This is a genomic window from Streptomyces sp. NBC_00620 (assembly GCF_026341825.1).
Taxonomy (GTDB): Bacteria; Actinomycetota; Actinomycetes; order Streptomycetales; family Streptomycetaceae; genus Streptomyces.
The window spans coordinates 2,438,615-2,458,422 of the sequence record NZ_JAPENY010000003.1; the positions used below are offsets into that span (position 1 = coordinate 2,438,615).

The 19,808-nt window shown below is 70.7% G+C and carries 19 protein-coding genes; 7 read left to right on the forward strand and 12 right to left on the reverse strand.

The features are described from left to right. Positions 1-246 precede the first annotated feature (246 nt). Positions 247-528 carry an acylphosphatase gene (locus OG246_RS41780; protein WP_266474636.1) on the reverse strand — a complete coding sequence of 94 codons (282 nt, stop codon included), beginning with the start codon at positions 526-528 and terminating at the stop codon, positions 247-249. Positions 529-670: 142 nt separating this feature from the next. Here OG246_RS41780 and OG246_RS41785 point away from each other — a divergent pair, with 142 nt between their 5' ends. Next, entirely contained in the window at positions 671-1,636 is a 966-nt protein-coding gene (locus OG246_RS41785; RefSeq protein ID WP_266474637.1) for a CAP domain-containing protein, read from the forward strand. Positions 1,637-1,702: 66 nt separating this feature from the next. After that, the gene (locus OG246_RS41790) at positions 1,703-2,110 is read left to right on the forward strand and encodes a helix-turn-helix domain-containing protein (protein ID WP_266474640.1); all 408 of its coding nucleotides are present in this window, start codon (positions 1,703-1,705) and stop codon (positions 2,108-2,110) included. A 14-nt stretch (positions 2,111-2,124) separates the two neighbouring features. Here the strand turns inward: OG246_RS41790 and mutM are convergent, their stop codons facing one another. The 8 genes from mutM to recG form a co-directional block, all read right to left on the reverse strand. Continuing rightward, on the reverse strand, positions 2,125-2,985 hold the full coding sequence (gene mutM / locus OG246_RS41795) for a bifunctional DNA-formamidopyrimidine glycosylase/DNA-(apurinic or apyrimidinic site) lyase (protein ID WP_266474642.1): 861 nt from the start codon (positions 2,983-2,985) through the stop codon (positions 2,125-2,127). Positions 2,986-3,121: 136 nt separating this feature from the next. Then, the gene (gene rnc / locus OG246_RS41800; RefSeq protein ID WP_266474644.1) at positions 3,122-3,961 is read right to left on the reverse strand and encodes a ribonuclease III; all 840 of its coding nucleotides are present in this window, start codon (positions 3,959-3,961) and stop codon (positions 3,122-3,124) included. Between the two features lie 19 nt (positions 3,962-3,980). Continuing rightward, positions 3,981-4,154, reverse strand: coding sequence for a 50S ribosomal protein L32 (gene rpmF, locus OG246_RS41805; RefSeq protein ID WP_033321093.1), 174 nt, complete (start codon positions 4,152-4,154; stop codon positions 3,981-3,983). Between the two features lie 2 nt (positions 4,155-4,156). After that, positions 4,157-4,810 (reverse strand): DUF177 domain-containing protein, encoded by a 654-nt coding sequence (locus tag OG246_RS41810; protein ID WP_266474645.1) that lies wholly within the window; start codon positions 4,808-4,810, stop codon positions 4,157-4,159. Between the two features lie 125 nt (positions 4,811-4,935). Further along, a complete protein-coding gene (locus OG246_RS41815) occupies positions 4,936-6,012 on the reverse strand; it encodes an ATP synthase F0 subunit B (protein WP_266474646.1) in 1,077 nt (358 codons plus the stop codon). A gap of 110 nt (positions 6,013-6,122) precedes the next feature. Then, positions 6,123-6,602: a pantetheine-phosphate adenylyltransferase gene (gene coaD, locus OG246_RS41820; RefSeq protein WP_266475064.1), complete on the reverse strand. Its 480-nt coding sequence runs from the start codon at positions 6,600-6,602 to the stop codon at positions 6,123-6,125. 26 nt (positions 6,603-6,628) lie between these two features. Next, positions 6,629-7,216 carry a 16S rRNA (guanine(966)-N(2))-methyltransferase RsmD gene (gene rsmD, locus OG246_RS41825; RefSeq protein ID WP_266474647.1) on the reverse strand — a complete coding sequence of 196 codons (588 nt, stop codon included), beginning with the start codon at positions 7,214-7,216 and terminating at the stop codon, positions 6,629-6,631. Positions 7,217-7,321: 105 nt separating this feature from the next. Further along, complete coding sequence (gene recG, locus OG246_RS41830; RefSeq protein WP_266474648.1) at positions 7,322-9,541, reverse strand: ATP-dependent DNA helicase RecG; 2,220 nt, start codon at positions 9,539-9,541, stop codon at positions 7,322-7,324. Between the two features lie 163 nt (positions 9,542-9,704). On the opposite strand from recG, the gene OG246_RS41835 reads away from it, so the two are divergent. Together OG246_RS41835 and OG246_RS41840 are read left to right on the forward strand one after the other, a co-directional pair. Continuing rightward, the gene (locus OG246_RS41835; RefSeq protein ID WP_266474649.1) at positions 9,705-11,543 is read left to right on the forward strand and encodes an HSP90 family protein; all 1,839 of its coding nucleotides are present in this window, start codon (positions 9,705-9,707) and stop codon (positions 11,541-11,543) included. Continuing rightward, a complete protein-coding gene (locus tag OG246_RS41840) occupies positions 11,540-14,527 on the forward strand; it encodes a tetratricopeptide repeat protein (protein ID WP_266474650.1) in 2,988 nt (995 codons plus the stop codon). Before OG246_RS41835 ends, OG246_RS41840 begins: the two co-directional genes overlap by 4 nt. A 194-nt stretch (positions 14,528-14,721) precedes the next feature. On the opposite strand, the gene OG246_RS41845 is transcribed toward OG246_RS41840, so the two are convergent. Continuing rightward, positions 14,722-16,461, reverse strand: a complete 1,740-nt coding sequence (locus OG246_RS41845; RefSeq protein WP_266474651.1) for a DAK2 domain-containing protein — start codon at positions 16,459-16,461, stop codon at positions 14,722-14,724. Between the two features lie 258 nt (positions 16,462-16,719). Here OG246_RS41845 and rpmB point away from each other — a divergent pair, with 258 nt between their 5' ends. Then, the gene (gene rpmB / locus OG246_RS41850; RefSeq protein WP_266474652.1) at positions 16,720-16,905 is read left to right on the forward strand and encodes a 50S ribosomal protein L28; all 186 of its coding nucleotides are present in this window, start codon (positions 16,720-16,722) and stop codon (positions 16,903-16,905) included. A 115-nt stretch (positions 16,906-17,020) separates the two neighbouring features. Here rpmB and thiD read toward each other — a convergent pair whose 3' ends face one another. Next, positions 17,021-17,818, reverse strand: coding sequence for a bifunctional hydroxymethylpyrimidine kinase/phosphomethylpyrimidine kinase (gene thiD / locus OG246_RS41855; RefSeq protein ID WP_266474653.1), 798 nt, complete (start codon positions 17,816-17,818; stop codon positions 17,021-17,023). Continuing rightward, entirely contained in the window at positions 17,815-18,780 is a 966-nt protein-coding gene (locus tag OG246_RS41860) for a thiamine-phosphate kinase (protein WP_266474654.1), read from the reverse strand. The genes thiD and OG246_RS41860 overlap by 4 nt, the downstream gene beginning before the upstream one ends. 272 nt (positions 18,781-19,052) lie before the next feature. Here OG246_RS41860 and OG246_RS41865 point away from each other — a divergent pair, with 272 nt between their 5' ends. Next, positions 19,053-19,286, forward strand: coding sequence for an Lrp/AsnC family transcriptional regulator (locus OG246_RS41865; RefSeq protein WP_003997603.1), 234 nt, complete (start codon positions 19,053-19,055; stop codon positions 19,284-19,286). Positions 19,287-19,306: 20 nt separating this feature from the next. Then, positions 19,307-19,798 (forward strand): DUF3515 domain-containing protein, encoded by a 492-nt coding sequence (locus OG246_RS41870; RefSeq protein ID WP_266474655.1) that lies wholly within the window; start codon positions 19,307-19,309, stop codon positions 19,796-19,798. The last annotated feature ends 10 nt before the right edge of the window (positions 19,799-19,808 follow it).

Consider the following 19,808-nt stretch of genomic DNA (forward strand, 5'->3'; position numbering starts at 1 on the left):
TCAGCGTCTCACCAAAAAGTTTGACGGTCAACACGATCACGCCCCGTACTGGCGGACAACCCGGGGGTGCGCGGCCCTCGAAGGGCGGCGCTGCGACTCCTGCGGGCCCTGGGGGCATGGAGATCATCCGTACTCGCGGAGCCTGCCACTACAAGCCGTCCTTGGCAACCACCTGGGCCTTTCCGCTTCTGGCAGGTGCCATTGGTATGCCCAGCCGCTCCGGCCCGGTCGATCGCGCCGTCTCCGTCAGCGGATGAGGAAGCCGTCGTAGATCCCGCGGGGCGTGTCCCAGATCTCAGTGACTCCGTCCACGCGCCCGGGTGTGTCGTCCCCCTGGAGCCAGTCCAGCAGGCTCTGGCAGCCGGCCCGAGGGCCCTCAGCGACCACTTGGACCCGTCCGTCGTCCAAATTGAGAGCAAAACCACTCAGCCCCCCGATCTCCAGCGCCTTGGCCCGCGTGAACCAGCGGAAACCCACGCCCTGGACCCTCCCGCGTACCCAGACGACCACCCGTACAACCTCGTTCATGGGTGCACGCTAACCGGACAATGTCTCTCGGAGCACTTCCTCCCCTTGCGCCATGGGGTACCGTCCCGACCCAATGAGTCTCATATGAAACTCACTCTTTCGGGTGAGGTTCACTGACTGCAAGATCGAGGAAGGCCAGGAGATGGGACGCCACCGACGCTCAGCCGCCGGCCGCGCCGCCACAGGTCGCGCCACCGGGGGCACGGACACCCGCACGGACCGCACGGTCATAGACGGTCCCTACGGGCCGGAGAACCTGTACGGCTACGCGGCAGTCGCCGACTTCCCGAGCGGCGCCTCCGCCCGCTCGCACCGCAAGAGGAAGGGTGCGACCCCCGTACGTACGGGGCTGCTCGGCGTGTCCGCCGCCGTGGCCCTGGGCACCGTCGCCGTCGCGGCCGGTGTGCTGCCCGGCAGTGAGAACTACTCGCTCGGCGGTGGCGGCAACAACGCCGACAACGTGCAGGCCGCAGGCTCCCCGTCCAGCGTGGAGACCCAGCAGGGCGGAACCTCGGGCAGCGCGGAGGACGAGCGCGACGACACGGGGACGAGCCGTGACGCCGAGCGCTCCGCCTCCCCCTCGGCCGCCCCCTCCACGCCGTCGGCCGCTCCGACGACGGAACCGGCGAAGAAGCCCACGGTCAAGCCCACCAAGACGAAGACCCCGTCGAAGCCGGCCGAGAAGGAAACGAAGGCTCCGAAGACCACCGCCCCCGTGACGGTGTCCGCCGAGACTGCGGCCGAGGCCGCGGTGCTCGAGCTGGTCAACACGGAGCGGGCCAAGGTGGGTTGCAGCCCGGTGGCGGCGAACAGCGCCCTGTCGGAACTGGCTTCGGTCTTCAGCGAGGACATGGCCGCGCGCGGCTTCTTCGACCACACCGACCCGGATGGCGCCACCCCCTGGGACCGTGCGGCGACCGCCGGGATCACCAACCTGGGCGGCGAGAACATAGCCCGCGGTCAGTCCACCGCCGAGGCCGTGATGGAAGCCTGGATGAACAGCCCCGGCCACCGCGCCAACATCCTGAACTGCGACTTCAAGACCCTGGGCGTGGGCGTGCACATCGCCTCCGGCGGCCCTTGGTGGACGCAGGACTTCGGCTACTGAGGTCATTCACTAACTCGCAGTTAGTGCAATCTGTCGGTTAGCGCTGTGCCGGAGTATGGTGCTGGCATGGAATCAGCTGTGCGGACTGCCGAGCGCGGTGGGTCCGAGGACCTCGCGTACAGCGTGTTCGCCCGGAACTGCCCGTCCCGGGGCACGCTGGAGCACGTCACCGGCCGCTGGGGCGCGCTCACCCTCGGGGTCCTGCACGAGGGCACGCTCCGTTTCAACGAGCTGCGCCGCCGTGTCGACGGCATCAGCGAGAAGATGCTCTCCCAGACGCTCCAGGCGCTGGAGCGCGACGGCCTGGTGCACCGCGACGCCCAGCCGACCAATCCGCCACGCGTCGACTACACGCTCACACCGCTGGGCCGCGAGGTCGCCGAGCGCCTGCTGACCCTCATCCACTTCATGGAGGGCCGCATGGACGACGTACTCGAGTCCCGCGAGCGCTACGACGAGACGCGCCGGGCCTGAGCCTTGGACGGGCTCTATGCGCTCACGCGCGGCGGTCGCTGGCACCGCGGGCAGAAGTAGCTGGACCGGTTCATCCAGGCGCGCCGCCGTATCGGTGTCCCGCACCGCCCGCAGGGCTCGCCCTCCCGCCCGTACGCGTCGAGCGAGCGGTCGAAGTAGCCCGACTCCCCGTTGACGTTGACGTAGAGGCTGTCGAAGCTGGTGCCGCCGGCGGCGAGGGCGTCGTTCATGACGTCGCGGATGTGGCCGAGCAGCTCGGTGGTGCGCGGCCGGGTGAAGGTTCCCGTGGGGCGTTCGTAGTGCAGCTTGGAGCGCCAGAGCGCCTCGTCCGCGTAGATGTTGCCGACTCCGCTGATCAGCGACTGGTCGAGCAGCGCCCGTTTGATCGTCGTACGTCGCCCGCGCAGCGCCGTGTGGAAGGCGGCGTCGTCGAAGAGGGGGTCGAGCGGGTCGCGGGCGATGTGCGCGATGACGTCCGGAAGGCCGTCCGGGGTGTTCTCGTGCAGGGAGAGGCCGCCGAAGGTGCGCTGGTCGACGAAGCGCAGCTCGGTTCCCTGGCCGTCCTCGAAGCGGATGCGGACGCGCAGGTGCTTCTCGTCCGGGGCGTCCTCGGGCTGGACCAGGAGCTGGCCGCTCATGCCGAGGTGCGCAAGGACGGAGTACGGGGAGTCTGCGAGGGGCAGCCACAGGTACTTGCCCCGGCGCCTGGCCTCTCCCACGCGATGGCCCGCGAGCGCCTTCGCGAAACCGTCGGGCCCGGCCAAGTGCCGCCGCACGGCCCGGGGATGCCGTACCTCCACCGTCTTCACGACCCGGCCGCTGACCCAGCGCTCCAGGCCGCGCCGCACGACTTCGACCTCGGGCAACTCGGGCACGGTGCTCCTCCGGAGGATGCGATACGAACCCCGCCGCTGCGCGAGCGCTGCGACGGGGTTCGGATACTGCGGGTGCTGCGGTACATCAGTTACTGCGGGTGCTGCTGGTACTGCGGGTGCTTCGGTTGTGAAGGAATCAGGCCGTGGCCGAATCGCTCGTCGGGGCCGAGGAGGTGTCGGCGTTCTCCTCGGTGACCTGGGCAGCCGCTTCTTCTGCGGCGGCCCTGGCCGACTTCGCGCGTTCGTCCGCGGCGGAACGGATCGCACGCCACGCGGACTCCGCGGCCTGCTGTTCCGCTTCCTTCTTGCTGCGGCCGGTGCCGGTGCCGTACGAGACGCCTCCGACGCGGGCGGCAGCAGTAAAGGTCTTCTCGTGGTCCGGGCCGGTCTCCGAGACCAGGTACTCGGGAACCCCGAGCCCTTCGGTCGCGGTGAGCTCCTGGAGACTGGTCTTCCAGTCCAGGCCGGCACCGAGATTCGAGGACTTCTCGATCAGCGGGTCGAAGAGCCGGTGGACGAGTTCGCCCGCCGCTTCCAGACCCTGGTCGAGATAGACCGCGCCGATCACCGCTTCAAGGGTATCGGCGAGGATGGATGCCTTGTCCCGGCCTCCCGTGCCTTCCTCGCCCCGGCCGAGCCGGATGAAGGAGCCGAGTTCGAGCCCGCGGCCCACCTCTGCCAGCGCACGAGAATTGACCACCGCGGCCCTCAGCTTGGCCAGTTGGCCTTCTGGGAGGTCGGGGTGGGTGGTGTACAGCGTGTCCGTGACCACGAGGCCGAGCACGGAGTCCCCGAGGAACTCCAGGCGTTCGTTGGTCGGCAGACCGCCGTTCTCGTACGCGTACGAACGGTGGGTCAGTGCACGCACCAGAAGGGCGGACTCGAGCTTGTAGCCGAGCCGCCCTTCCAGAAGCGTGTGGGACGAGGCTGTGTCCGCCTTTTTCTTGGCGTTTGAATCCGCCTGGGCGTCAGACATCAGACCTCTCACCAGCCGCTCAGACCTCGAGGACCTGGCGCTTGTTATAGGTGCCGCAAGCGGGGCACGCGATGTGCTGCAGCTTGGGCTCGTGGCAGCGCTCACACGCAACCAGGTTGGGGACCGCAGCCTTCCACTGCGACCGGCGGTGGCGCGTGTTGCTGCGCGACATCTTCCGCTTCGGAACAGCCACGGCTACTTCTCCTGCTTCTCGTCGGCGTGCGCAGATGAAAGCGCGCCGCCGCCCAACTCGTCCTTCTCGCCATCTTCGAGTGAACCGGCGAGTCCCTGCAGTGCCGCCCAACGGATGTCGACGGCGTCGTGGTGGTGGTCCGGGGCGTCCGCGAGCCGGGCTCCGCATTCGGAGCACAGGCCGGGGCAGTCGTCCTGGCACACCGGCTGCATCGGCAGTGCGAGCACCACCGCATCACGCAGCACGACTTCGAGGTCGAACAGGCCGTCCTCGAGGAAGAGCGTGTCCTCGTCGTCCTCGGCGTCGTCGGCCGGTTCCGCTTTGGGGCGGCCCCGGTCGTCGGCGTCAGGGTACGAGAACATCTCCTGGAATTCCGCGTCGAGCTCCAGCTCGAGCGGCTCCAGACACCTTACGCACTCCCCCTTGGCCAGTGCACGGGCGGTGCCTGTGACAAGCACACCTTCCATGACCGACTCAAGCCGGAGTTCGAGCTCCACCGGGGCGCCTTCCGGCACTCCGATGACTCCCTGGATCCCGAGGTCCTTGGGAGCCTCGATCGTGCGGGAGAGGCGCTGCAGCGCGCCAGGACGCCGCCCCAGCTCATGTGTGTCGAACACGAGCGGGTTGCGGTGGTCGAGGCGGGCGTTCAGAGCCATTCCTGCTTTCGATCTTCGAAGCTCAAGGGGTGCCGCCCATGATGTTCCGGGCAGCGGTGATCGCGGACGTACACGCGACCGAAGAGCCAGGATACTGGACCTTTCGCTCTCGGCCCAATCCGGTGTCAGCGCCCCTGTTCGTACGCCCGCAGCTGCTCCGCACTGATCATGCTCGTGTCGAAGAGGCTGGTCTCGTCGAGCGCCTGCGCGTGCGGGTCCTGGGCGTGCCCCTGCGGCTGCGCGTAGGCCTGCTGCTGGCTCTGGTCGTACGCCGGCTGCTGGTCGTAGCCCTGCTGCTGCGGGTAGGCGGCGTACGGGTCGGCGGTCTGCTGCTGATAGCCGTACGCGTCCTGCTGGGCGTACTGCTGCTGGTATCCGTACGGATCCGGGGCCTGCTGCTGATAGGCGTACGCGTCCTGCTGGACGTAGCCCTGCTGCTGGGCCGGGATCTCCGGGGCCTGGGGCTCCGCGGGCTGCTCGGGGGCCTCCGTGCCCGCGAGGCCCGCCAGGTAGTCGTTGTCGTTCGTGTGGTGCACGGGTGTCCCGTCCTCCGTGAGGAGGCCGAGGTCGTCGCTGGCGATCCGGCCGTGCAGCTTCTGGCGGCCGCGGCCGACGGCGTCCAGGGTCTTGGCGAGGACGGCCTCGAAGGCGCCGAGCTTGACGTCGACGTACTCGTCGGCGCTCCGGCGCAGGGTCTCCGGGTCGTGGCTGCGCTCGGGGGCGTCCTCGTCCTCGTACCCCTGATCGTCGACCCCGGGGCCGGTGCCGAGGAGCTTCTCGCGGCCGCGGCCGACGGAGCCGAGGGTCTTGGTGAGGACGACCTCGAAGTTGGCGAGCTTGGAGTCGACGTAGTCGTCGGCCTCCGCGCGGACCTCCTCGGCCTCCTGGCGGGCCTCGGTGATGATGCGGTCGGCCTCGGCCTGGGAGCGCCGGGCGACCTCCGTGTCGGAGATCAGTGAGCCGCGCTCGGCGTGCGCGGTCTCGATGATCCGCTCGGCCTCCTGGCGGGCGTGCTCGACCATCTGCTCGCGGCCGCCGATCAGCTCCTCGGCCTGTGCGAGGGAGCCGGGCAGCGCCTGACGCACCTCTTCGAGCATGGCGAGCAGCTCGGCGCGGTTGACCACGCACGAGGCCGACATGGGCATGGAACGGGCGCTGCCGACCGACGCGACGATCTCATCGAGCTTCTTCTGCACGTCCACCGTGTGCTCGCCACTCTCTACAGCTGTGATGGAGACGGACGGGTCGACTGTACGACCACTCCCGCCCCGCCCGACACCGGGTGACGGACTGTCAGGTCCGCGGGGCGGGCTCAGTCGTGGCTGAGACGCTCCTTGAGCGCCTCGAGGACCACGGGTGGCACCAGGTGGGAGACGTCGCCGCCCCAGGTCGCGACCTCCTTGACGAGCGAGGACGACAGGAAGCTGTAGGTCGGGTTGGTGGGGACGAAGAGCGTCTCCACACCCGACAGGCCGATGTTCATCTGGGCCATCTGCAGCTCGTAGTCGAAGTCGCTGACGGCGCGCAGGCCCTTGACGATCGCGGGGATGTCGCGCTGCTTGCAGAAGTCGACGAGGAGGCCGTGGAACGCCTCGACCTCGACGTTGCCGAACTCGGCGGTGACCTCGCGGATCAGCTCGATCCGCTCGTCGATCTCGAAGAGACCCTTCTTGGACTGGTTGATCATCACCGCGACGTGCACGACGTCGTACAGCTTGGAGGCTCTGGCGATGATGTCGAGATGTCCGTTGGTAATCGGGTCGAACGACCCGGGACAGACGGCGCGGCGCAACTGAGGTCCCTCGCTCTCCAGTCCGGTCATCGTGCGTCTTCGCACGTAGAGGCGGCGCGACCGTACCAAAACGTCCCCTCGCCGTAACGACGGGCCCTGATCGCCGCGAAACCGTCCGGCCACCCGAATTCGCCGCCTCTGGTGCTGCGCTCCACGGTGACGAGGGCATCGGCCGCGAGCCAGCCCCCCGTCCGGAGTGTGAGCAGAATCTCGCGAAGATCGTCGTCGGAGACGGCGTACGGGGGGTCGAGGAAGACCAGGTCGTACGGGTCCGCAGGCGCCGGCGTCTGGATGATCTGTTCCGCTTTGCCCGGTCTGACCTCGGCGCCGGGCAGGCCCAGTGACTTCACGTTCTCGCGGATGACGCGGGCCGCGCGGGCGTCGGCCTCGACGAGCAGGGTGTGTCCGGCGCCACGGCTGAGCGCCTCGAGCCCCACGGCGCCCGACCCGGCGTACAGGTCGAGGACGCGCTCGCCCTCCAGGGGGCCGCCGAGCAGCGACTGCCAGGTGGAGAAGAGGCCCTCGCGCGCCCGGTCGGAGGTGGGCCGGGTGCCTGTGCCCGGCGGGACGGCCAGGCGGCGTCCGCCGGCCCGGCCGGCGATCACGCGGGTCATGAGGGTCCTTTGCGCTGGTGAGGAAGGGCGGCAGGTGAGTCGGCTCCCAGTCTCTCAGCCGCTGTGCGCGTACTGCCTCTCAGCCTCCGTCCATCTGCTGCCGTCTCAGCCCTTGTCCAGGTACTGCTCCCTCTCCTCGTCGAGCAGAGCCTGGAGAGCCGTACGCAGGCCGGGAAGCCCCTCGAGCTCCGGGTCGGCGGCGACGACCGTGGTGGCCTCCTCGCGGGCCTCCGCGATGATGTCCTCGTCCTCGATGACGGCCAGCATGCGCAGCGAGGAGCGGACGCCGGACTGGGCCTGGCCGAGGACATCGCCCTCGCGGCGCTGTTCGAGGTCGATGCGGGAGAGTTCGAAGCCGTCGAGTGTGGACGCCACCGCGTTCAGCCGCTGGCGTGCCGGGCTCGCCTCCGGCATCTCGCTGACCAGGAGGCACAGGCCGGGGGCCGAGCCACGGCCGACACGGCCGCGGAGCTGGTGGAGCTGCGATACGCCGAACCGGTCGGCGTCCATGATCACCATCGCTGTGGCGTTCGGCACGTTCACCCCGACCTCGATCACGGTCGTCGCGACCAGGACGTCGGTCTCGCCCGCGGAGAAGCGGCGCATGACGGCGTCCTTGTCGTCGGGCTGCATCCTGCCGTGCAGGACTTCGACCTTGAGCCCCTGGAGGGCGCCGTTGGCCAGTTGGTCGGCGATGTCGAGGACGGCGAGCGGCGGGCGCTTCTCGGCCTCGTCCTCCGGCGACTTCTTCTTGCTCCTGGCCTTGGCCGGATCGTCCTCGTCGTCGCCGATGCGGGGGCAGACGACGTACGCCTGATGGCCGTTCTCCACTTCCTCGCGCACGCGCTCCCACGCGCGCGACAGGAAGTGCGGCTTGTCGGCGGCGGGGACTACATGGGTGGCGATCGGTGAGCGCCCGGCGGGGAGCTGGTCGAGGACCGAGGTCTCCAGGTCGCCGAAGACGGTCATCGCGACGGTGCGCGGGATGGGTGTGGCGGTCATGACCAGCAGGTGCGGGGGCTGCTTGCCCTTGCCGCGCAGGGCGTCGCGCTGCTCGACACCGAAGCGGTGCTGCTCGTCGACCACGACCAGGCCCAGGTCGTGGAACTGCACCTTGTCCTCGATCAGCGCATGCGTGCCGATGACGATCCCGGCCTCACCCGTGACGAGGTCGAGCAGCGCCTTCCGCCGGGCGGCGGTCCCCATGGACCCCGTGAGCAGCACGATCTTCGTGGAGTGCTCGACCCCTCCGAGCATCCCGCCCTCGGCCAGCTCGCCCATCATCTCCGTGATCGAACGGTGGTGCTGCTGGGCGAGGACTTCGGTGGGCGCGAGCATGGCGGCCTGCCCGCCCGAGTCGACGACGGCGAGCATGGCGCGCAGGGCCACCATCGTCTTGCCGGAACCGACCTCTCCCTGGAGCAGCCGGTGCATCGGATGCTCGGTCGCGAGGTCGTCGAAGATCTCCTTGGAGACCTTCTGCTGGCCCTCGGTGAGGGTGAAGGGGAGCTTGGCGTCGAAGGCGGTGAGGAGGCCGGCCGGCTTGGGTTCGCGGGCCACGGCGGGGAGTTGGGCGTCGGCGTACCGGCGGCGGGCCAGCGCGACCTGGAGGACGAAGGCCTCGTCCCACTTGAGCCGGGCGCGGGCGTCGAGGACGTCCGCCTTGGTCTGCGGACGGTGGATCTTCAGGAGTGCCTCGGGGAGAGTGACGAGGCCACGGCCGTCCCGCAGCGAGTCCGGGAGCGGGTCGACGGCCTCCTGGGCGTTCGGCAGGACCGTCTGCACGGACTTGGCGATCTTCCAGGACTCCAGCTTGGCGGTGGCCGGGTAGAGCGGAATGAGGGCACCTGCCCAGGAGCCGACGGTCTCGGTCGCCTCGTCGTCGTCGCCGCGCAGCAGCTCGTACGCCGGATGGGCCAGCTGCAGGCGGTGGTTGAAGACGGAGACCTTGCCGGAGAACATCGCGCGCGTGCCGGGCAGCAGCTCCTTGTGGGGCTTGTGCACGCCGTGGCCGAAGAAGACCAGCTGGAGGCGGCCGCTGCCGTCCGTGATGGTCACTTCGAGGCGCTGGCCCTTGCCGCGGGGCGCCTTCGACGAGGCGAAGGTGTGCAGGCGCGCGTCGGCGACCTGGGCGACCACCGTCACATGCTCGTCCATGGGCAGGTCGGCGAGGTGGGTGAGCTGGCCGCGCTCCTCGTATCTGCGGGGATAGTGGTGCAGCAGATCACCGACGGTGTGCAGGCCAAGGTGCTCGGCCATCACCTTCGCGGTGGCGGGACCGAGCGCATTTTTCAGTGGTTCTTCGAGCGCGGACACGAGATCCATTGCACACCACCGCACTGACATCGCCGTATACGTCCTGGAAATCCGCTGGTCAGGCGGGTCGTTCCGGGCCTAGGATGACGCGCTCCGGCCCTCTTCGCGGTCACCGTCCCCCGGGACCGCCCGACCCCGCGCCGTCGCCCGTCCCCCCACCGGCGCTGCGACGATGGATTCTCAGACCTCACAGTCATCCCAGGCATCCCAGTCACCTCATACGTTCCAGGTCGATCTGCGCGGTTTGGTGGACCTGCTCTCCCATCACCTCTACTCGAGTCCCAAGGTCTATCTGCGCGAGCTGCTGCAGAACGCCGTGGACGCGATCACCGCCCGGCGCGCGGAACAGCCGGACGCTCCTGCCACCGTGCGCCTGTACGCCCAGGACGGCACCCTGCGTGTCGAGGACTCCGGGATCGGGCTCACCGAGTCCGACGTCCACAGCCTCCTCGCGACCATCGGCCGCAGCTCCAAGCGGAACGACGGTCTGGAATCGGCGCGTTCGGATTTCCTGGGCCAGTTCGGCATCGGGCTGCTCGCATGTTTCGTGGTGGCCGAGCGAATCCGGGTCGTCAGCCGCAGCGCGCGTACGCCCGAGGCACCGCCCGTGGAGTGGACGGCGGCCGACGACGGCTCGTACACCGTGCGCACGCTGCCGCACGAGGCGCGCACCGAACCGGGCACCACCGTGCACCTGGTGGCGCGGGCCGGGGCCGGCGAGTGGCTCACGGAGGAGAAGGTCCGGTCGCTGGCGCGGGACTTCGGTGCGCTGCTGCCGTACGACGTTCGGGTCGGCGACGAGGCGATCACGGACCTTCCGGCGCCCTGGGACCGCGCGTACCCGAGCCCCGCCACCCGAAGAGTGGCCCTGGCGCGGCACTGCCACGACCTGTTCGGGTTCACGCCGCTGGACTCGATCGACCTGGACGTGCCGCTCGCCGGGATCCGGGGGGTGGCGTACGTCCTGCCGTCCTCGGTCAGTCCGGCCCAGCGCGCGAGCCATCGCGTGCACCTGAAGGGCATGCTGCTCACCGAGCGGGCCGAACAGCTGCTGCCCGACTGGGCGTTCTTCGTGCGCTGCGTCCTGGACACGGACAGTCTGCGGCCCACCGCCTCGCGCGAGTCGCTGTACGAGGACGAGACGCTCGCCGCCGTACGTGAGGCGCTGGGCGAGCGGATCCGGTCCTGGCTGACCGGGCTCGCGGCCGGCGACCCGGATCGGCTGGCGGCCTTCCTCTCCGTGCATTACCTGGGCGTGAAGTCCCTTGCCCGGCACGACACCGAGATGCTGCGCACGATGCTGCCGTGGCTGCCCTTCGAGACGACCGACGGGCGGCTCTCCCTGGAGGAGTTCGCCCAGCGGCACCCGGTGGTGCACTTCACGCGGACCGTGGAGGAGTACCGGCAGGTCGCGCCGATCGCCTCCGCGCAGGGCGTCGGGGTCGTCAACGGCGGCTACACGTACGACAGCGAACTGGTCGAGGCGCTGCCGTCGGTGCGCCCCGGGACGGTCGTCTCGGAGCTGGACGCCGACACCGTGACGGCGCACCTGGACTCGGTCGACCCGGCCGAGGAGCTGGCGCTGTCGGCCTTCCTGGGGGCCGCGCGGGCCAAACTCGACCCCCTGGGCTGCGATGTGGTCCTGCGTGCCTTCCACCCGCTCTCGGTCCCGGCCCTGCATCTGGACGACCGGGCAGCCCGCCACGAGCAGGCCCGTGCGGAGGCCGAGGACCAGGCCGACGACCTGTGGGCCGGCATCCTCGGCTCGCTGCGCGGCAGCGCTCCACGTGCGCGTCTGGTGCTCAACCACCTCAACCCGCTGATCCGGAGGATCAGTTCACTGGACGACCCGGAGCTGATCGGCACCGCCACGGAGTCCCTCTACGGACAGGCCCTGCTGATGGCCCAGCGCCCGCTGCGGCCAGCGGACTCCGCGCTCCTCAACCGCGCGTTCATCGGCCTCCTCGAATGGGCCACGCACACCAACTCCGGGGAGGACGGCCACCGATGAGCGGGATCGACGGAATCACGGACTTCGACGCCCTCCGCCAGGCGATGGCGGACAACTACGACCAGCCGGAGGGACCGGCCCGCAACGCGCGCGCGGAGCAACTTCTCACCGCGGCCGAGAAACTCGGCATCCCCCTCGCGGTGATCGAGGCGCTCGGGCACCAGCTGAAGGTCTACAACTACAGCTCCGAGAAGGACAAGATGTTCGTCCCCTTCGCGCGCCTGCTGCGCATGTGGGACGAACGCCCCGAGGACTTCGACGAGTACGAGATCCACTCCCTGCACTGGGTCTTCAAGTGGATGTCGGCCGGAATGCTGGACCAGCCGCACATTCCGCTCGCCTCCATCCAGAAGTGGCTCGGCGAGATGGAGCACCGCTACCGGCTGGCCGGACACTCCGAACGGGCGGTACGCAGCGCCGAGTTCAGCGTCGCCGCCCACCTCGGGGACCTGGACCGCGCCGAGCGGGCGTACGCCGCCTGGCTGGCCGCCGACCGGGACACCATGGCCGACTGCCACGCGTGCGAGCTGCACGGGCAGGGGTGGTGGCGGGCGCAGCGCGGCTCCGACGCGGAGGCGCTGGAGCTGTGGGGCCCGGTCCTGGAGGGCGAGTACTCCTGCGCCCATGAGCCGCACACCGTCCTCGCGTCCTCCCTGGTGCCCCTGCTGCGCCTGGGGCGCGTGGACGAGGCGCGCGCCCACCATCTGCGGGGCTTCCGGCTCGTCCGCGCCATGGAGAGCATGCGCGGCGCGTACGCGGACCACGTGGAGTTCTGCGCGCTCTCCGGCAACGAGGCGCGCGCGCTGGAACTGCTCGCCGAGCGCCCCGCGTACTTCACGGACTCCGGGGACCCGCGCAGCAAGCTGGACTTCATGGCGGTGGTGGCCCTCCTCATGGACCGCCTGACCTCCCTCGGGCTCGGCGACCAGACGGTTCCCGGGCCGGCCGGCCGCGCGTGGACCGCACGCGACCTCGCCGCCCACGCGCGCGGGGAGGCACTTTCGCTGGCGGCGCGCTTCGACGCGCGCAACGGCACGTCGTACGTCAGCGCGCGTGCCCGCTCTCGGATGAACCAGCCGGCGCTCGTGGATCGGCTGCCGCTGGGCGTGCGCTCCTCACGCCCCGCGCCCACGGCACACGCGCCCCGGCCGCCCGCCGTCACGGAACCGGCCACCGAGCCCGACCTCCCCGCGCTGCTCACCGAGGCCCGCCGCCTCTCGGACTCCCGGAGCCCGGACGCCGTCGAGGCGTGGGCGGCGGTCTCGCGCGCCGCCGAGGGCCACGAGCTGGACGCCCGCGACCGCGCGGAGATCGCCGACCACGCGGCGATGGGGCTCGGCCCGGACGGCATCGAGCTCTTCCATCAAGCGGCCGAGCTGTACGCCGAGGCGGACGACCCCGGCGAGGCCCTTGCAGCCCGCGCCCGCGCCGCGTACGTACTCGCCCTGACGGGCGGGACCGAGGAGGCCCTGACGGCCGTCTCGGAGCTGTACGAGCGGGTGCTCGCGCTCTTCGCGGAGGGCGGGACGGGGGTGTCTCAGACGGCGTCCGTGCTGGTGGGGCGGGCGCGGGTTCTGATGCATCGGGTGGACGGCGACGCGGACGCGGACGAAAGCGCAGGGACAGCGGAAAGCGCGGGCACGCCCGACGGCGACGTCGTGGGCGCTGCCCAAGCCGCGGCGCGGGAGTTGTTGGCTCTTGCCGAGCCGCATGTCGGGGACGTGCGGCTGGCCTCGCGGGCGGCGGAGGCGCAGGCGATGCTCGGGGAGCTCGCGGCGCGTTCCGGGGACGCCGAGCAGGCCGCGGAGCTGCTTGGGCGGGCCGTCGAGACCTATGTGTCGGCCGGGCTGCCGTGGCTCGCCGTGGAGCACGAGGCGCGGCTCGCCGGTATCGCCCTGCACCTCGGCGACGCCGAGGCCGCGGAGCGGGCGGCGCGCGCGGCGCTGGAGCACGGCGCGCTGCACATGGAGGCGCCGGGTCATGCGCAACTGCACCTTCAGCTCGCCGAAATCCTCGGCGGCACCGGGCAGTTCGGGCCCGCCGCCCAACACGCCCTCGAGGCCGCACACTGGGCCGACGAAGCGGGCCAGAGTGCCACGCTCGGCGCCTGGGCCCGGCATCAGCTCGGCGGTTTCCTGGTCCGGCAGGGACGGTGGGCCGAGGCCGCCGAGATACTGGAGTCCGCGCTGCCCGACCTGACCACCGACATGCACGGCGACGGTGCGATCGTGCAGACCCAGTGGTGGCTCGGCGACTGTCTCACCGAACTCGGCGATCACCGCGAGGCCGCCGAACGCTGGCTGCAGGCCGCCGACATCGCCCGCCACTGGTCCGAACAGCGCGACCACGCGATGCTCGCCCATCTCGCGGCCGAGGCCCTCGGCCATGCCGGGCTGCCCGCCCAGGCGGACCAGGCGTACGCCCGCGCCGGCGACCTCTGGCGCGAGCTCGGCAACGTCCACGGGCTGGTGCGCTCGCTGCGGGCCCGTGCCTGGGCAGCCGCCCGTACGGAGGCAGGGCTCGACGGGGCACGGGAGTTGATGGCGGCGGCGGTGCGGGAGTGCGAGGTCGCGATCCAGGACGTGCCGGTCGCCTCCGACTCCCCCGAGGACGAGGGCGTGCAACTCCGGCTCGTCGCCGAACTCGGGCACACCTACCGTCAGTTCGGCGACCTGGTGGCTCGTTCCGTGCCGGACGGCGCGGAGGAGGCTTCGGCAAGGGCCTCTTACGAAGAGGCCCTTGCCCATGTCACTCAAGCGATCTCGGTGTTCGCCTCCCTCGGGGACGAGGTCCTCGAGGTCCGTACCGGTGCCGAACTCGCCGCCGGGTGGCTGGAGGCGGACCTCCACCGACCCGCCGCGGCCATGGCACGCGCGCGTGCGGTGCTTTCCGCGTACGCGGGGGTGGAGGGGGAGACCGCGGAGGCGCGGTGCGCGGAGGCGGAGAACATGCTGAAGCTGACGGGGGCGAGTTCGGAGGGCTGACCGGTGGGGGTGGGGGGTGGGTTTTTCGCCCCCTCCGCCCCTACCCTTCCCGTACTTCCGGGCTACGCCCGGTTCAGCCCGTCCGGCGTTTGAGGACGAGCGCGTCAGCGCGATGCGGGGGTCTGGGGGCGCAGCCCCCAGGAACGGGACGGGAAGGGGCGGAGGGGGCGAAAAACCCACCCCCACCCCACCGTCTACTCCACCCCGATCAACAACAACGCCCCCTGCCGCCCGCCCCGATACACCACCGTGTCCACCGCCAGATACGACTCCCGAACCCGGGACTCCAGATGGGCGGCAATGGCGTCGGGCGCCTCGTCACCCAGCACGAGGGTCACCATCTCGCCCCCGGCGGAGAGCATGCGGTCCAGGACGGATTCGGCGGTGGTGGTGATGTCGGAGCCGATGACGGCGACATCGCCGTCGATGAGGCCGAGGACGTCTCCGGCCTGGCAGATGCCGGCCATGGTCCAGGACTGACGCTCGGCGACGACGACCTCGGCGTAGCGGGTGGCACCCGCCGCGGAGGTCATGGCGACGACGTCCTCGTCGAAGCGCCGTTCCGGCTCGTGCACGGCAAGCGCGGCGATGCCCTGAACCGCGGAGCGAGTCGGGATCAGCGCGACCCGCACACCGTCCACGCGGGCCTGCTCGGCGGCTGCGGCCGCGGTGTGACGCAGCTCGGCGTCATTGGGCAGGAGCACCACCTCGCGCGCGTGGGCACGCCGTACGGCCTCGACGAGCTCTCCGCTCGCGGGCGGCTCCCCGGGCCGTGCGAGCACGGTGGTCGCCCCGGCCTCCGCGTACAGCCCGGCCAGCCCCTCTCCGGGCACGACCGCCACGACGGCCCGCTGCGCCCGCTCCCGGGGCGGCCGTCCCGGTCCCCCGGTGTGGACGTCCCCGAGCCCGAAGTGCGTGATCCTGATCCGGTACGGCCGCCCGGCCTCGACGCCCGCCTCCACGGCGGCACCCGCGTCGTCCACGTGCACATGGACGTTCCACAGCCCGTCCCCGCCGACGACGACGAGCGAGTTGCCCAGGAGGTCCAGTCGGCCCCGCAACCGGTCCACGGCCGCGTCCTCCGCCTCCAGGAGATAGATCACCTCGAAGGCGGGCCCGCCTTCTTCCGGCACTCCGTCCTCGCACACGTCGGGGTGCACTCCGCCGATGCCGGCACCGACGATGTCGACCTCGGTCACGACTGCCGCCACGCGCGCGTGGACCTCGGGAGAGCCGAGGCGCATCCTCGGCGCCTCCCCCGTGAAGGTCTCCACCAGCGCCGCCAGCACCGCGACCAGCCCCCGTCCGCCCGCGTCGACCACACCGGCGCGCTCCAGGACGGCCAGCTGCCCCGGCGTCGCGGCGAGGGCCGCCCGCGCCCCCTCGTACGCCGCGCGTGCGACCGTGCCGCAGTCCCCCTCGGCGCCGTTGGCCGCGTCGGCGGCGGCCGAGGCGACCGTGAGGACCGTGCCCTCGACGGGGTGCGCGACGGCCTGGCGGGCGGAATCGGCGGCTTGCCGGAGGGCGAGCCGCAGGCCCGGCCCGTCGGTGTGAGCGGTCTCACTGTCGGCGGCGAGCACCTGCGCCATGCCGCGCAGCAGCTGCGCGAGGATCGTGCCGGAGTTGCCCCGGGCCCCTATGAGCGCCCCGTGGGCCATCGCCCGTACGGCGTCGGCGAGCGTCGGCCTGCCCCCACCGGCCTCGTCACCCCCACCGGCCTCGCGCCCCCCGACCTCATGCCCTGCGAAGACCGCCTCGACCGCCGCGGTCGCCGACTCCAGCGTCAGATACAGGTTGGTGCCGGTGTCCCCGTCGGCCACCGGGTAGACGTTGATCGCGTCTATCTCCTCGCGCGCCCGTCCCAGCGCCTCCAGCGCGAGACCGCACCAGGTGCGCACCGCGAGAGCATCGAACGTCTGCGGCACCTGCGGCACCTGCGCCTCCTTGAGCAGCTGGACGTGGACGCAGCGTAGACCCAGAAGGGGTTACTGTCGGTAGGGGGCCTGCGGAGGGCTGGGGCGTGGCCCTGAGCAGCCATGGTAGTTTCGTTGTCTGGACGCAGTCGTTGTATGCTGCTCCGGTTGCCCGATCTCATCGGGCCTTCCTCCTGGCAACGCCACTCAGATCGTAGATCTTGATCCCGGCATGCCGGGATCCACCGTAAGTGCATCTGAAGTTTTTGGAGTGAGCCCGTGGCTGCCAACTGCGACGTCTGCGGCAAGGGGCCGGGCTTCGGCAACAGCATCTCGCACTCGCACCGCCGTACGCCCCGTCGCTGGAATCCCAACATCCAGCGCGTTCGTACTGTGGTCGGCGGGACGCCGAAGCGCGTGAACGCTTGCACCTCGTGCATCAAGGCCGGCAAGGTCACGCGCTGACAACCGCTAGCGCGCGGCCACTGCTGGTTCGCTTGCACTGAACCGGTCCACCTCATGGTGGGCCGGTTCTTTGCTGCGCCCACACAAAAACTCGCGTAAACGCTTACGCAAACGCTTACGTGCCCACCCTGAACCGCCACCCATGATCCACCGGCCCGATCCCGCCCCCCAGCGCGAACCCGGCCGCGATCGCCCCGGTGACGTACTCCTTGGCCATCGCGACGGCCTCAGGCACCGACTGCCCCTTCGCCAGCCCGCACGCGATGGCCGAGGCCAGCGTGCAGCCCGTGCCGTGCGTGTGTCGGTTGTCGTGGCGGGGCGCGCGCAGCCAGTGCTCCTCGGACCCGTCCGTCAGCAGATCGACGGCGTCTCCGGACAGATGGCCGCCCTTGATCAGCACCCACTTCGGGCCGTACGCCAGCACAGCCGCCGCGGCGCCGCGCAGTTGCTCCTCCGACTCGACCCGTACGCCCGTGAGCTGAGCCACCTCGTCGAGGTTCGGCGTCGCCACGGTCGCGGCCGGCAGCAGCTTCGTACGTACGGAATCCAGCGCGGAAGCGGCCAGCAGCGAGTCGCCGTGCTTGGAGATGCCGACCGGGTCGACGACGGCCGGCGCGGCAGTGTCGCCGATCAACTCGGCCACGGCTTCGACGAGTTCGGCGGAGGCGAGCATGCCGGTCTTGACCGCCTGGACACCGATGTCGTCGACGACGCTGCGGTACTGGGCCCGCACGGCCGCCACCGGCAGCTCCCAAGCGCCTTGCACGCCGAGGGAGTTCTGCGCGGTGACCGCCGTGATCACGCTCATGCCGTGCACGCCGAGCGCCAGCATCGTCTTCAGGTCGGCCTGAATCCCGGCCCCGCCACCGGAGTCCGAGCCCGCGACCGTCAGAACCCTCGGCGGCGCACTCACGACTCGATGTCCCCGAAGTGGTCCCAGCCGCCCTTGCTCGTCCACGGCGCCCCGTCCACCGTCACCTGAGGCAGCGCCGACGGGTTGAGCACCTCGCCGATGATCTTCCAGCGGGCCGGCAGCTTCACGTCCGGCGGGAAGGTGGCGACGATCGCGTGGTCCTCGCCGCCGGTGAGCACCCACTGGATGGGGTCGACGCCGACGGCCTGCCCGATGTCGTTCATCTGGGTCGGGATGTCGATGTCGCCGGAACGCACGTCGATGCGCACCTTGCTCGCCTCGGCGATGTGCCCGAGGTCGGCGATCAGCCCGTCGCTGACGTCCGTCATCGAGGTCGCGCCGAGCCCGGCCGCCGCGGGACCCGCGTGATACGGCGGCTCCGGACGCCGGTGCGCCTCCACGAAGGCGCGCGGCGAACGGAAGCCCCGGGAGAGCACCGCGAAGCCAGCCGCCGACCAGCCCAGCCAGCCCGTCACGGCGACCACGTCACCGGGCTGGGCGCCACCCCGGGTCACCGGCTCGTGGTTGCGCAGATCGCCGAGCGCGGTGATCGACACCATGATGGTGTCGCCGCGTACGACATCGCCGCCGACCACGGAGGCGCCCGCGACCTGGCACTCGTCGCGCAGCCCGTCCATCATCTCGGACGGCCAGGTGGCGGGGAGTTCGGCCGGGACGACCAGGCCGAGCAGCAGCGCGGTCGGTACGGCGCCCATCGCGGCGATGTCCGCGAGGTTCTGCGCGGCCGCCTTGCGCCCGACGTCGTACGCCGTCGACCAGTCGCGCCGGAAGTGCCGCCCCTCCAGGAGGATGTCGGTGCTCGCCACGACCCTGCGGTCGGGCGCGGCCACCACCGCGGCGTCGTCGCCGGGGCCGACCCGGACCGCCGGGGTGGTGGTGAGACGCGAGGTGAGCTCCTTGATGAGCCCGAACTCCCCCAACTCGCCCACGGTGCCCTTCATAGTCGTACTGCCCCTTCTCTTCCTGTCTGCGCCACGGTACGTCGCGTACGAACCGCGTGACGTACCGCATGTGCCGCGCTACGCGAACCGTCCTCGGTGCGGTCGCGTGCCGTCTCCGTACTCGGTACGGTCGAATCGACCGTCAACTTGTGCAGTCTGTGCACCCCGGCGCGCAAGCCCCAGTCACCGCGGGTCTCCCCGCGGCGAGCGGCGACGCGATACCGTGGCGTTCCTTTTCCCCACATGATCCTCGTGGCCGCCCTGGAGGTTCCGTGGTACAGGCGTACATCCTGATCCAGACGGAGGTCGGCAAAGCGTCGACCGTCGCCGAGACGATCAGCAAGATCCCGGGGGTGATCCAGGCCGAGGACGTGACAGGACCGTACGACGTGATCGTGCGGGCCCAGGCCGACACGGTCGACGACCTCGGTCGCATGGTGGTCGCCAAAGTCCAGCAAGTGGACGGCATCACCCGCACCCTGACCTGCCCGGTCGTGCACCTGTAGCCCCCGTCTACCCTTGGCCGGTGAACTTCTTCCGTCACCGGCACACCGCTGCCTTCGGGCTGCCCGTTCTCGCTCTGCTGATCGCCGCCACAGGCTGCTCCTCGGCAGACGACGAACCCTCGGCCGCGGTTCCCGGTCCGGACGCGAAGGTCACGAAGCTGTGCCAGAACCTGGACAAGGCGCTGCCGGAGAAAGTGGACGACCTCGACCGGAACGATCCCGAGCCCCGGTCCGCGCTGACCGCGGGCTGGGGAAGCCCGGCGATCATACTGCGCTGCGGTGTCGACAGACCCGCCAAGATGAACGACCCGAACGCCTACGGGGCCGACGTGGACGGGGTCGGCTGGCTGGTCGAGGAACAGGACGACGGCTCGTACGTCTTCACCACGAGCCTGCGCAAGGCATACGTCGAGGTGAGGCTGCCCAAGGAGCGGGCCGACGAGGGCGCGGGGCCGCTCACCGACTTCGCCGGGCCCGTCAAGAAGGCGATCCCCGAAGGAATCGCCGACTGACGTACAGGAG

Bases quoted from the DNA above. Each gene is read 5' to 3' on its own strand.
- OG246_RS41780 (WP_266474636.1), bottom strand. From the start codon at position 528: ATGAACGAGGTTGTACGGGTGGTCGTCTGGGTACGCGGGAGGGTCCAG.
- OG246_RS41785 (WP_266474637.1), top strand. From the start codon at position 671: ATGGGACGCCACCGACGCTCAGCCGCCGGCCGCGCCGCCACAGGTCGC.
- OG246_RS41790 (WP_266474640.1), top strand. From the start codon at position 1,703: ATGGAATCAGCTGTGCGGACTGCCGAGCGCGGTGGGTCCGAGGACCTC.
- rnc (WP_266474644.1), bottom strand. From the start codon at position 3,961: ATGTCTGACGCCCAGGCGGATTCAAACGCCAAGAAAAAGGCGGACACA.
- OG246_RS41810 (WP_266474645.1), bottom strand. From the start codon at position 4,810: ATGGCTCTGAACGCCCGCCTCGACCACCGCAACCCGCTCGTGTTCGAC.
- rsmD (WP_266474647.1), bottom strand. From the start codon at position 7,216: ATGACCCGCGTGATCGCCGGCCGGGCCGGCGGACGCCGCCTGGCCGTC.
- recG (WP_266474648.1), bottom strand. From the start codon at position 9,541: ATGGATCTCGTGTCCGCGCTCGAAGAACCACTGAAAAATGCGCTCGGT.
- OG246_RS41835 (WP_266474649.1), top strand. From the start codon at position 9,705: ATGGATTCTCAGACCTCACAGTCATCCCAGGCATCCCAGTCACCTCAT.
- OG246_RS41840 (WP_266474650.1), top strand. From the start codon at position 11,540: ATGAGCGGGATCGACGGAATCACGGACTTCGACGCCCTCCGCCAGGCG.
- OG246_RS41860 (WP_266474654.1), bottom strand. From the start codon at position 18,780: ATGAAGGGCACCGTGGGCGAGTTGGGGGAGTTCGGGCTCATCAAGGAG.